At 51.9% G+C, this 11,352-nt stretch carries 12 protein-coding genes; 7 read left to right on the top strand and 5 right to left on the bottom strand.

Translation table 11 applies throughout. The features are described from left to right. Nucleotides 1-86: 86 nt before the first annotated feature. Both BCV73_RS15545 and BCV73_RS15540 read right to left on the bottom strand, forming a co-directional pair. On the bottom strand, nt 87-719 hold the full coding sequence (locus tag BCV73_RS15545; protein WP_089547806.1) for a GyrI-like domain-containing protein: 633 nt from the start codon (nt 717-719) through the stop codon (nt 87-89). 69 nt (nt 720-788) lie between these two features. Beyond that, complete coding sequence (locus BCV73_RS15540; protein ID WP_179232013.1) at nt 789-1,763, bottom strand: helix-turn-helix transcriptional regulator; 975 nt, start codon at nt 1,761-1,763, stop codon at nt 789-791. Between the two features lie 169 nt (nt 1,764-1,932). Between BCV73_RS15540 and BCV73_RS15535 the strand changes: the two genes are divergently transcribed. The 4 genes from BCV73_RS15535 to BCV73_RS15520 all read left to right on the top strand — a co-directional run bounded on the left by BCV73_RS15535 (nt 1,933) and on the right by BCV73_RS15520 (nt 6,063). After that, nucleotides 1,933-2,280 (top strand): hypothetical protein, encoded by a 348-nt coding sequence (locus BCV73_RS15535; RefSeq protein WP_076171542.1) that lies wholly within the window; start codon nt 1,933-1,935, stop codon nt 2,278-2,280. Between the two features lie 500 nt (nt 2,281-2,780). Beyond that, a complete protein-coding gene (locus tag BCV73_RS15530; protein WP_089547804.1) occupies nt 2,781-4,226 on the top strand; it encodes an ABC transporter substrate-binding protein in 1,446 nt (481 codons plus the stop codon). Nucleotides 4,227-4,320: 94 nt separating this feature from the next. Continuing rightward, nucleotides 4,321-5,214 carry a carbohydrate ABC transporter permease gene (locus BCV73_RS15525; RefSeq protein WP_089547803.1) on the top strand — a complete coding sequence of 298 codons (894 nt, stop codon included), beginning with the start codon at nt 4,321-4,323 and terminating at the stop codon, nt 5,212-5,214. A gap of 15 nt (nt 5,215-5,229) precedes the next feature. After that, on the top strand, nt 5,230-6,063 hold the full coding sequence (locus BCV73_RS15520) for a carbohydrate ABC transporter permease (protein WP_089547802.1): 834 nt from the start codon (nt 5,230-5,232) through the stop codon (nt 6,061-6,063). 183 nt (nt 6,064-6,246) lie between these two features. Here BCV73_RS15520 and BCV73_RS15515 read toward each other — a convergent pair whose 3' ends face one another. Together BCV73_RS15515 and BCV73_RS15510 are read right to left on the bottom strand one after the other, a co-directional pair. Next, entirely contained in the window at nt 6,247-6,783 is a 537-nt protein-coding gene (locus tag BCV73_RS15515) for a DUF1697 domain-containing protein (RefSeq protein ID WP_076171551.1), read from the bottom strand. Between the two features lie 68 nt (nt 6,784-6,851). Further along, nucleotides 6,852-7,856, bottom strand: coding sequence for a tetratricopeptide repeat protein (locus BCV73_RS15510; RefSeq protein WP_218828146.1), 1,005 nt, complete (start codon nt 7,854-7,856; stop codon nt 6,852-6,854). 222 nt (nt 7,857-8,078) lie between these two features. Here BCV73_RS15510 and BCV73_RS15505 point away from each other — a divergent pair, with 222 nt between their 5' ends. Further along, nucleotides 8,079-8,654: a TetR/AcrR family transcriptional regulator gene (locus BCV73_RS15505; protein WP_179232012.1), complete on the top strand. Its 576-nt coding sequence runs from the start codon at nt 8,079-8,081 to the stop codon at nt 8,652-8,654. Between the two features lie 130 nt (nt 8,655-8,784). Further along, entirely contained in the window at nt 8,785-9,492 is a 708-nt protein-coding gene (locus BCV73_RS15500) for a DUF2785 domain-containing protein (protein ID WP_089547799.1), read from the top strand. 102 nt (nt 9,493-9,594) lie between these two features. On the opposite strand, the gene BCV73_RS15495 is transcribed toward BCV73_RS15500, so the two are convergent. After that, a complete protein-coding gene (locus BCV73_RS15495; protein ID WP_089547798.1) occupies nt 9,595-10,536 on the bottom strand; it encodes a copper amine oxidase N-terminal domain-containing protein in 942 nt (313 codons plus the stop codon). A gap of 164 nt (nt 10,537-10,700) precedes the next feature. Here BCV73_RS15495 and BCV73_RS15490 point away from each other — a divergent pair, with 164 nt between their 5' ends. Next, on the top strand, nt 10,701-11,315 hold the full coding sequence (locus tag BCV73_RS15490; protein WP_089547797.1) for an NADPH-dependent F420 reductase: 615 nt from the start codon (nt 10,701-10,703) through the stop codon (nt 11,313-11,315). The last annotated feature ends 37 nt before the right edge of the window (nt 11,316-11,352 follow it).

Below are 11,352 nucleotides of genomic sequence, written 5' to 3'. Positions count from 1 at the left end.
CCGAAAGACAAAAATCCTCTTGATCTCCCATGAGACGGGAGGCCAAGAGGATCGAAAAGTCCCCCTGCGGGGCTCTGGGGACCTGATCAGTTCTCCTGCTGGGTGACAGGATGCCGCAGGATAGTTCTCATTTTATGGGGGGGTGTTCTGCGCGGATCCGACAAATAAATTTCGTGATGCCGCCCTTTAGGTGTCAGGCGCTGGGCCTCGATATACTCGAAAATCTGCCGGATCGTTTCCGGCTCGGCACTGAACGGACCGACATGCAGCATCTGCACACAATCGCCCTCATACAGGCGTTCGAAGCTCAAGAAGCGAAGGGGGGCAAGATGCGGTTTCTTGTTCACTGCCAGCATCCGGGCTTCTTCGAATCGTTCGCCCGATACATAGTCCGGCATCCGGATCAGCAGCTTCCACATCCAATCCTCCCTGGAAGCGTACATGGCGTCTTGTCCGGAATGGGACCTTGCCCACCAAAGCCCTTCGAGTTTGGCCACGGTAAAATCCTGGTCCTCCTGTTTACACATCCCTTTTATGCCATAAGCTACGGTATAGAGGGCTTCGGTCGCTTCAGCAAATCCTGGTCCGTTTGGATCTCCCTCACCGTCAATCGTGAGATAGGGGATCTCATCAAAATAGCATTTTTGCGGTTCTTGAGGCGCGGAATAATACGAGGGGTTCGCTTTGGTCAAATCCAGCTTGCGGTTATCCAGTTTCATAAGGTTATACTCCTTTCTTGTATTACAGGATAACCGCATCATACGACAACTTCCCTGACAGCTAGATTGTCAGGGAAGTTTAGGGCATGTATGATGTTCGGCAATTTCGTGACAAAGTTCGGCGATCCGTTCTCCCAGCAGGGATGGTTCCAGCACAGATACCAGCGTACCGAAGGAAAGAAGAAGGTGGGGCATATAGGTCAGCATCACGGAGGGCGGCATTTCAAACCGAAGCTCCCGGTCCATGTGTTTGGTCAGAAACGGCTGCACGAAATATTGATTCCCGATGGACTCCAATACATCCGAATCGCCGCCAATTCGCACCGTAACCCAGGATGCATCCGTTTTCGAATAACCGGCCAAGGTATCCCTGGCCAGCTCAATAAACGTAACATCCTCCGGCCTCGCAAACGTTTCTTCCGTTACCTCCAGCTGCTCAATCCGGTCGACGCGAAACATTCGGACAGAACCCCGCAGCTCACAGTAAGCGGCGACATACCAGCGGTTCGTCCGGTAAGCCAAGCGGTAGGGATGGATGCGGCGCATCCGCTCAGCATCTCCAGTCGTGTTGGCATATTGAATGCAGCACACACGGGAATGGGCGGCCGCTTCTTCAAGGTCGGAAAGTAACCGCTTAATCTCCCGGCTGGTTGAATAGGGGACGGCTTCCAGCCCGGCCTGATGGCGCCTTAATTGTTCTCCTTGGTCCTCATTCAGCCGGTGGCTGATTTTATCGAGCGCATGTTCCAGAGCCTCCGCAAACGGATACCCTGCCTGGGAGGCGATCCGCGCGCTGTGAGCCATCGCTTTCAATTCATTGGTGTCAAAAAACAGCGGCGACTCCCGAAAGGAGTCCGGAAGCGTGAATCCGCCCCCATGACCCGGTTCCGCGACGACCGGAACGCCGCTCTGGCATAGGAGGTCAACATAACGGTAGACGGTGCGGACGCTGACTTCCAACGCTTCGGCCAATTGTTCCGCCGTCATTTTACCCCTCGACCGCAAAAGCCACAGCAGCGACAGCATGTAATCCAGTTTGGGCATATGATGAGCCAGCCTTCCATTTTTTATAGTAAAAATGCAAATAAATGGGATATTCATCCGTTCCCCATTTGTATGATATTCCCACAGTACCATGGGCACGTCCGCGATGCAAAATCCATCCTAAAACCGCTTCGGCGCACATATGGTGTAGGTAGAAGGGAGTGGGAAGATGGACAAGATCGTAGACAGGTATTACCTGCTGAAGCAACGGCAGAGAGAAACGGAGCAGGAATTGAAGCAGCTTCGCGAAGAAATTACCGCTTATTGTGAGAAGCAGCAGGCCGAGCAGCTGGAGATTGGTGCCTACAAAGTGAAGCTGGTATCGCAAATCCGCAAGGAATACGACGACCAGAAGCTGTACGAAGCGCTGCCGGACCCGGATTTGTGGCGGCTGATGTCCAAAGCGGACGGATCGAAAATTTCCAGTCTGGTCCGCCTGCGTGTTATCCCGGAAGAGAGGCTGGAGGATACGTACGAGGTCAAGCAAATCAAGCTGCTGCATGTGGATAAAATATAACTTCGAGATAGGAGACTGCCCGGGTAAGGGCAGTCTTTTTATTGATCCCGTATAGCTTCTCACACCAAGCCAAACAGCCTCTCCGAAGAGAAGCTGTTAGTTGTGTACCATATCGCAATCGATCGCAGCCTGCCGCTTACGACTTCAACAGACGTTACTTCTTCTCAAGCATCCTCCTCTTTTTGAAATGTCAACTAAAATTCATGCCCATTATAGATATCACTTACATTTGGTGGCAATCAATGATTCGTGCAGTGGGTGTGCAATACGCGGAACGGGGAGAAGGTGTTGAAATTGTTGATGCAGCAGCGGATTGGTTTGTTGAAAGCGGAGACCGAAGAGATTTGCGGGTGTCCTTTAAGTGAAATGGTTCTGTCCGGCTATCCCCAAAATGTTGTTATGAAAACCTGAAATGCTAATACACATACATAGTAAAGCGCTTTACTCCAAGGCTTCAAGGCAGAGATCCCAAGGCTTTACATCAAAAAGGAGGGGCAAGCATGGTCAAAGGGAAAAAGAAATGGCTGCTCGGATCCACCGCGCTCTTCTGCGCGTTAACGGTGGCGATGGCAGGCTGCTCAAGCGGCAGCGGCGGCACGAAGACGGCGGAGCCGGGAACGGATACGACTACGACCACGACTACCGGCAATACGGATTCTTCAGGCGAAGGAACCGCCAAGACGAAAACTACGATATCGATCACTTACCGGGACGACGGAATCGGGGAGAAGGGCACGTTCTACAAATGGCTGAAAGAGCTGTCCGAATCGTATCCGAACAAGGATGTGGAAATCAAGCCGACACCGATTCAGGCGTCCGAAGGGGATTATTTTGCCAAAGTGGCTCTGGCGCTGAAGTCCAAGGACACCGCTCCGGATATCGTTACGGAGGATACGTTTATCCTCAATTCCGATGCCAGTGCCGGTTACCTGGAACCGCTGGATGACAAAGTCAAGGCTTGGGAGGACTGGACGAACGGCTCCTTTATCGAGGCGATGAAAAAAGGGGTTACGGCCAGCGACGGCAAGGTGTACGGAGTACCGTACAACACCGATTCGCGTGGACTGTGGTACAACAAAGAGATTTTCAAACAGGCGGGACTTCCCGAGGACTGGCAGCCAAAAACGTGGGACGACGTTCTGAACGCGGCCCGGACGATCAAAGAGAAAACGAAAGATGTCGTGCCGATCTGGATGAACATGGGCAAGGCGACAGGGGAAGCTACCTCGATGCAAACGTACGAAATGCTGCTGTACGGCACCGGGGAGCGTCTCTATGACAACGATACCAGCAAATGGATCATCAAAAGCCAAGGCATCATCGACGCGTTGACTTTCATCCAGACAGTGAACAAGGAGAAGCTCGGACCACCGCTGTCCAAAGTGCTGAACGGCCAGGCGGGCAACACCGCGTCCCGCGAATATTTGCCGAAAGGCAAGCTGGCGATTTCGCTCGACGGATCGTGGATTACCGGCAACTACTTTGATACCGGAGCTGCGCCATGGCCGGAGTATAAAGACGTGCTGGGCTTTGCCCCGATGCCGACCAGCAAAGGCCAGGATCCGGGTTCCATTACGCTCGCCGGCGGCTGGGCGCTGTCGATTCCGAGCAATGCGCAGCATAAGGACGAAGCATGGGACTTCATTAAGTACGCTTTGAACAAGGACAACACGAAAAAGCTGGTCATCGCTTCCGGCAACATTACCGTCCGTGCGGACGTCGCCAAGGATCCCGAATATACGGCTCAGCCGTTTAACGGCATCGCCACGGAATACCTGCAGCATGCCGAATTCAGACCGGCGCAGGACAAATATCCGGAAGTGTCCACGCAGATCCAGACGATGGTCGAAAGCGTCGCCACCGGAACCTCGCCTGCGGATGCAGCGAAGAAGTACGCGCAGGACGTAACCCGGATTGTCGGTGAGGACCATATCGTAGAGAAGTAACGGATCAAAGCTTGCTCATGCTGCTGCTTCCGGCGGGAAAAGCGCGTGGGCAAGCGGTTTTATTTTCAGCTTAGGGGAAGGAGACGTAACCTCGATGAGCAGTTTGACCGTATCTTCGGTGTACAAAAAAAGAAAGTCGTATACATGGCTCTACTTCCTGCTTCCTTCAATCGCGATCATGCTCGTGTTTTTCATTTATCCGATCCTGTTAACGTTTTTCTATTCATTCACCAACCTGGCGTTGACGGGGGAAGCGGCCAAGGAACTGAAATTCGTCGGCTTCGACAACTATGTCCGCATGTTCCATGACCCCACGGTCCGGGTGAGCATTTGGAACACGCTGATCTTCCTGATCGGCTCGGCTGTCATCGGCCAGCAGGTGCTCGGATTTATCATTGCGCTCTTGATGAAGCACAAAAATCGGCTGTTTCGCCGGGTCATCGGCACGATCGTATTGGCTGGGTGGGTCACGCCGGAAATCGTCTGCGCGCTGTGCTTATACAGCTTTTTCGGCGATGAAGGGACGCTGAATGCCATTCTCTCCTTCGTCGGGATCTCCGATGTAACCTGGCTTTATACCGTACCGATGCTGACCATCATTTTAGCGAACATTTGGCACGGCACCGCCTTTTCGATGCTGGTATTCCAGGCTGCACTCGACGACGTGCCGACGGAGATCGAAGAAGCAGCCGTCGTCGACGGCGCCTCCCGGCTGCAAATCTTGTTCCGGATCACCATCCCTTACATAAAGGACACCATTCTGACCAATATGATGCTCGTCACGCTGCAGACGCTGGGCGTTTTTGGCCTGATCTATGCGATGACGGGCGGGGGACCGGGAACGTCGACGACGACGCTGCCGATTTTTATGTACAACCAGGCTTTCGTCAATTACCAGCTCGGGTACGGCACGGCCATATCGCTGCTGCTCCTCCTGCTGGGCATCGTGCTGAGCTTGTTCTACATCCGCTCGATGAAAGAGCAATAAATAAGGAGACTTCGTATGAACGCGAAACAACGCAATCTCGTCTACCGTATTCTGCCGTATTTGATCCTTACCGTCATCGGGATCTGCTTTTTGCTTCCGCTGCTGTGGGTGCTGGTCGCGTCCATCGATCCCAATGCGCTGCAGTCGCTGAAAATGCCAACTCGTTTCACCGGTGCGAACTACGGCGCCGTGATTACGAATGGCGAGAACCAGCGCGCTTTCCTGATCGGTCTCTTCATGTCGCTCGGCCAAGCCGTCATCGTTGTCATTCTCGGTCTGCTGGCCGCATACCCACTGTCCCGGTATCAAATGAAATATAAGAAACCGTTTATGCTGACCATTCTGTTCATGACCTCGCTGCCGATTACGGCGGTCATGGTTCCCGTGTATCAGCTGTTTCTCAGCCTGAAGCTGTACAACAATATCTTTGGCGTCATTCTGTTCTATGTCGCTTCCTCGATGCCGTACGGCATTTGGATGCTGAAAAATTTCATGGATTCCGTGCCGAACGATATGGAGGAGGCCGCATGGGTCGACGGCGCGTCGGTGTTCACCGGCATTCGCAAAGTCGTAGCCCCGCTCATGATCCCCGGGATCTGCACCGTGGCTATCTTTACGTTCTCCGGAAGCTGGGGCAATTTCTTCGTCCCTTACATCCTGCTGCAATCTCCGGAAAACTTTCCGGCGTCGCTCAAGCTGTATCAGTTTTTCGGCCAATACGGCATGGCGGATTACGGCAAGCTGGCGGCATTCTCCGTCCTTTATGCGCTTCCGTCGGTCGTGCTGTATATTTTGTCGCAGCAGTTTATGTCCAAAGGGTTTGGGCTGCAGGGAGGTACAAAGGGGTAAACGGTGCATTTTGTATTAGATGGGCAGGGCCGAGTCTACTTGCCGGGTCTATGTTACAAGACGTGAAAAAGCAGGCAGCGGAACGGGAACGTTCCTTTGCCTGCTTTTTTTTGGTAAAGGGGGGTGTTTCCGGCGTGATCGTGTCCTCTTAGAAAGATTTCCAATGGACGGGCAGCCGACTGCTTACAACGTTTTGGCCAGCTCGTTCAGCTTATTCATCGTATTCCAGTTTCGCGACGTAGCCGGAGCGTCAGCCTTGGACAAATTCGCGGCAAGCTTGGAGTCCCGGATACTTTGCCGAAGCATCAGGTATACAACATCGCCGTCGGTGTGGAAGTCATCTCCGCCTTTGTCTAAGGCCGCCAGCTTGTCCAGCGCTTCCTGGCTGGGCTGTGTGGTGCGAATAGAGACATGGATGCTTTCACCTTCGCCCAAAGCAGAGGCGTCATATGGACATCCCGCGATGATCTTCTGCATTTCCTCCGCAGATTTCAGGGCGACCGATACCGGCTTGCCGATCGCCTTTTCTAAAAACTGCTCCATTTTGGACTTCAGTCCAAGCGGCTCTTCATCGCTTTTAAATAAGACGTTCCCGCTTTGAATATACGTTTTAACATCGTGGAAGCCCATGTCCTCGAACATTTTCTTGAGCTCGGTCATTTTCACCAGATTATGTCCGCCAACGTTAATGCCCCGCAGCAGTGCGATATATACTGTCATCCATCGGCCGCCCCCGTTTCGTTTTTTATCCAGTATACCATATATTTACTGGAATTCCGCTTAGGGATTCACGTGTGATCGCTCAGTCGTTCCAGCCTTTCCTCTGCTCTGTGAACAGAAAGTGGGAGCTTGAGTTCATGCCCTAAATAGAGAGCTTTTTCATAATAAGTACGGGCGGTATCAGCCCTTTGTTGGGTGAGTTCAATATCGCCAAGGGTGAGGCAGGTGGAGGAAACGGCTCTTAGATAGCCCATCCCCTCTCCCAAGCGGATGGCTGTTTCAGCATGCTGCCGAGCCGTTTCGATCTGGCCGCGTTTCAGGTAAATGTCGCTCAGCAGCAAATGATCCAGCGGCAGATGGGGCTTGAACCCTGCTGTTTCTCGCATCAATAAAGCGTGCTGTGCAAACCTTAACGCTTCGTCCAGGTCTCCGGATTGAAACGCATGGAAAGCAAAGTGGCGTGCAGGCTCGCTCTGCTCTAAAGGAAAATGATGTTCCTCAGCGATTCGGGCTGCCTGGGCGTAATAATTCAGGGCCATCTCTTTCTTTTGCCAGCGTTCATACACGGTACCGATTTGAAAATACGATTCGCTTATACCGCGGTTGTCCTGAAGCTCGACCCTCAGCTGTAATGCCTGCTCATGGTAATTCAGAGCCTCCCTATATTGCCCTGTGGTGTTCTCGATCGTTGAGCTCGCATTGAGTTCAACAAAATAGTGAGCCGTACCAAGGAAACTTAGCGCATCGGCCAGGCCTTTTCGATCATTGGATTGCTCAGCGAGACGCCTGGCTTCGTTCAATATGGAAAACATAGCTTCCGGATCGACGTTGGTGTAGACATATTCATTGGCTTGTATTTTACCAAGCTGCAGCAAAATCGGAAGACGCAGGTCCTGCACCTCAAGGATGCCGGTTATCGGGAGAAGCTGATTTAGGATGTGCAGCGCCTCCTTGGACCGCCCATTCCAAAAGTATGCCGTGGTGATTTCAACAAGTTCTGTTATCGCGTTGTTGAATCTGCCGTCAAGATCACTTTTTGCTTCATGCATTGTGTCCGCTGTATATTCTTCCACCATTAAATTTCCCCTTTCATAGTTGAACGTAGATATTCACAAGAACATAAGGTGATATCCCTTTCTTCGCAGAAGTCAGTTGAGATATGATTATTTTAGGTCGGCGCAAGGAAGTGAACCATATACAAATCGCTGCCAGTGTTCAGTTTTGAACAGTAAGGAAGAATTGTTCAGCAGTAGGTCATTGATCATGAACGATATCCAACTATGGGAGGGATAGATATGGCATCCACAGATAAAAACGGTGATCGCAGAATCAACCGCACACGTCAGCTGCTTCGGGAAGGTTTCGTCGAGATGATCCGGGAAAAGGGCTTTTCCGCCATGAGCGTGCAGGACATCGCGGAAAGGGCGAATGTGAGCCGGGGGACGTTTTACATCCATTACACGGATAAATATATGCTCCTGGAACAGGTCATCCGGGACAACTTCGGCAAGCTGCTGATGAATGCCGTTTCGCCGAATTCTCCGTGGAACCGCGAAACAGCACGAAAGATCGTGATTGCCGTTCTTCAGTGCTTTGAGGGTAAATATAGCCACCGGCAGCCATCCAGCAGGGTACCGGTTTCAATTTTGGAGGAGACCATCCATGAAGAATTAACCCGTTATATCTCAGGGTTGATGAGGAATGATCCTGGATATCCGCTTGATGATCCATTGCAGCTTAAGGCACGGGCAAGGGCCGTTAGTTGGGCTATTTTTGGTCCGGCCATTCAGTGGGCGCGGGAGCCGCGGACAATGTCCGAAGAACAGATGGCAGAGGTTATTTTGTCCGTGGTGGAAGTGGGGAGGAGGTAGCCTTGAAAAGGCGGCTTGAGGAGTTAATAGCCATATCAAAGGAGTCGATGACGCGTGAATTGGCCAACGAAATGATCTCCTTTATGCTGGAGAACATCGGTGCGACTGATCCCCGGCTTGAGACGAGCTCATATACAGAACACTAGCCCGACGGATACATAACGATTTTTTTAACGAAGACCAACCGGAGCATATTCTTACTAAAGCTATTGATGATAACCATTTATTTTATCAAATTGGTGAAGTGTGCACAGATTCGGTGTTTAAACGTTCATTTTCGGCACTTGCTGCTGCTACTGTATTACAGAAAGACCAGATTGAAGTCCGACTTGACCGAGATACCGTAAGCAGGCTCCTTGAACGGGACTGCCAGTATCTCGAAATGGAGCAGGATACGAGAGGATATGTGGAAGGGAAGGGTTGGGCTCACGCGATAGCACATGGGGCGGATTTATTGGCAGCGGCCGTAAGACATCCACTTAGTCCTGGTGATGAGGCGGATTGGCGAATATTAAATGTTATGGGCCAAACCCTGTACAAAGGAGACGTTTACACAGACGACGAGGACGAAAGATTGATCCAAGTTTTAATAGCTCTACTTCATCGAAAAGATCGTAGAGAAGTGGATCTCGGCCTTTGGCTGCAAGGGATCGCTCATGATCTAGTTCGGATTCATGCTGATGAGGGAGCCACGTTATACTTTTTTCGCTCAAGAACGAATGTAATGAACTTTTTCAAGACATTGTATTTTTATCCGGCTGGTGAGGAGTACCGCAAAAATCTTGAAGGCCACATATTGATGCTTCAAAATATGATTAAAAAGCAAAAGTGCACTTAAACGAGTTCATTCGAGCTGAAATTCGGCAGAATGGCTGAGTTAGGTGCACTTTTGATTTATAGACTCCGCATGAATATCTATATGAAGCTATATTTGCTACGATCATTTCTTCACATCTGTCCGGACCTCATCGGGGAGCTTTAGAGTAAGGGTTCCGGACTGCTCCCGAATCTCCCCGTCTTGCGTCATCTTATATGCCAGTTTGTTCAGCTTTCCATCCGGATCCAGACGTCCCGCCGTGTACGTATTGATGTTCACAATGCTCCCTTCGCGGTAATAAAAATAGGTCGTATCCTTCCAGGGTAACGGTCCGGTTGCGTCCGTAAATTTCTGCTGTGCAAACAGCTCCTCCACAGGTCTCACGCCCGGCGAGATGTGCGCCTGCCAGGTGACGATCTGCATTCCACCTTTTAACTCGATCCTAGACACCAGGTTGTCGGAGATGACGTAATACCGGGTGCCCACCCCTTGAGGGAAGAGAAGGATGGTGCTGAACCCTTCGGAAGTATGCTCGCTGCTCAAGGCTTCATGCTCATAATGCAGGCGACTGTTCATATCGAGCATCATCCGGCGGGCGTCGGCCAGGTCACCTGAATTCAGCACAGCCAGCTGCATCGGATTCAGCGGAGACTGAAACGATACCGTCGTGCCCTTCACCTCTAGACGGTACCCCAGCCATTCGCTCCACAATCGCAGCGGTACATACATTTGATTGTGAATTTTCTGCATAGGCACGTCCAGCTTGATTTTCGTCGACCCATCTCCCTGTTTCACCACAGCTGCGTTTTTACCAAGCGGAATCACTACCTTCTCCGACCATTTGCGGACGGTCGCTGTTTGGGTTTTGGCATCCCAGGAAACCGTTGCATGGATGGAATTGGCTAAGGTACGCAAGGGGACCAGCACCCGTCCGTCTTTCAGCACAGGTGCTGCATTCGGAACTTCTACATTTTCCATATATACCTTGTCCGGAACAGCCGCGTAAGCGGACGAGCTTGACATGAGCAAGAATGCCGCAGTGATCGCCCCAATCATCTTTTTCATACAAAGTTCACTCCTTTTTATCTAAGACGTCTGAATAGGGGAAGAGGTTACCCGGATTAAAAATGTTGATGTCATGACTTGCGCTGGAGACGGCTCCAGCGATTAGAATGCTTGAGAGAGGGGCTTGCTCCCCCTCAATCTATCCATCGAAAAGGAGAATGACCATGAAAATAGGTGTGATCGGAACCGGACACATGGGTGGAACGCTCGGAAAAAAATGGGCCGCAGAGGGGCATGAGGTAATGTTCGGCACTCGGGATCCGCATCATGAGCGAATTCAAGCTCTGCTTCAGGAGGCCGGCCCTCAGGCACAGGCGGGAACCGTGCGGGAAGCGGCCGCTTTTGGCGAAGTCATCCTGCTGGCCGTGATGGCGGACGATGTGGAAAGGGTGCTGGCGGAAGCCGGGGCTCTGACCGGCAAAGTTTTGATCAACTGCACCATCCGTTTTGACGGGCAGTCGGCCGATTTGGAGGTGCGTAGACTGGCGCAGGAGGCCAGGGTTGTCCGGGCATTCCATACCCTTACTTGGGAAGTGCTTGCCCAGCCCCGATACGAGGAGGGCAATGCCACCGTTTATATCAGCGGGGAGGATGCCGAAGCAAAGGATACGGTTGCCCGGTTGTCCCGCGACATCGGGTTGGATCCGGTGGATGTCGGCGATTCCGAAAACATGGAACGGATAGATGCCGGGATCGGCATGCTGTGGCAGGCACTGTCGCCCTTGTTCGGACGCGATTTCGGCTTTCGCCTGCTCCGGCGGGAGTCGATGGATGCTTAAATCCGGGAGCGGGTCCATCATTACTCATCCGTGAACT

This window comes from Paenibacillus sp. SSG-1 (genome assembly GCF_002224835.1).
In the GTDB taxonomy this organism is placed as follows: domain Bacteria; phylum Bacillota; class Bacilli; order Paenibacillales; family Paenibacillaceae; genus Paenibacillus_AQ; species Paenibacillus_AQ favisporus.
Note: the sequence above shows the minus strand (reverse complement) of the source record. Positions and strands in the feature narration are given on the sequence as shown.

Bases quoted from the DNA above. Each gene is read 5' to 3' on its own strand.
- BCV73_RS15540 (WP_179232013.1), bottom strand. From the start codon at position 1,763: ATGCCCAAACTGGATTACATGCTGTCGCTGCTGTGGCTTTTGCGGTCG.
- BCV73_RS15525 (WP_089547803.1), top strand. From the start codon at position 4,321: ATGAGCAGTTTGACCGTATCTTCGGTGTACAAAAAAAGAAAGTCGTAT.
- BCV73_RS15495 (WP_089547798.1), bottom strand. From the start codon at position 10,536: ATGAAAAAGATGATTGGGGCGATCACTGCGGCATTCTTGCTCATGTCA.
- BCV73_RS15490 (WP_089547797.1), top strand. From the start codon at position 10,701: ATGAAAATAGGTGTGATCGGAACCGGACACATGGGTGGAACGCTCGGA.
- BCV73_RS15505 (WP_179232012.1), top strand. From the start codon at position 8,079: ATGGCATCCACAGATAAAAACGGTGATCGCAGAATCAACCGCACACGT.
- BCV73_RS15545 (WP_089547806.1), bottom strand. From the start codon at position 719: ATGAAACTGGATAACCGCAAGCTGGATTTGACCAAAGCGAACCCCTCG.
- BCV73_RS15515 (WP_076171551.1), bottom strand. From the start codon at position 6,783: ATGACAGTATATATCGCACTGCTGCGGGGCATTAACGTTGGCGGACAT.
- BCV73_RS15535 (WP_076171542.1), top strand. From the start codon at position 1,933: ATGGACAAGATCGTAGACAGGTATTACCTGCTGAAGCAACGGCAGAGA.
- BCV73_RS15530 (WP_089547804.1), top strand. From the start codon at position 2,781: ATGGTCAAAGGGAAAAAGAAATGGCTGCTCGGATCCACCGCGCTCTTC.
- BCV73_RS15520 (WP_089547802.1), top strand. From the start codon at position 5,230: ATGAACGCGAAACAACGCAATCTCGTCTACCGTATTCTGCCGTATTTG.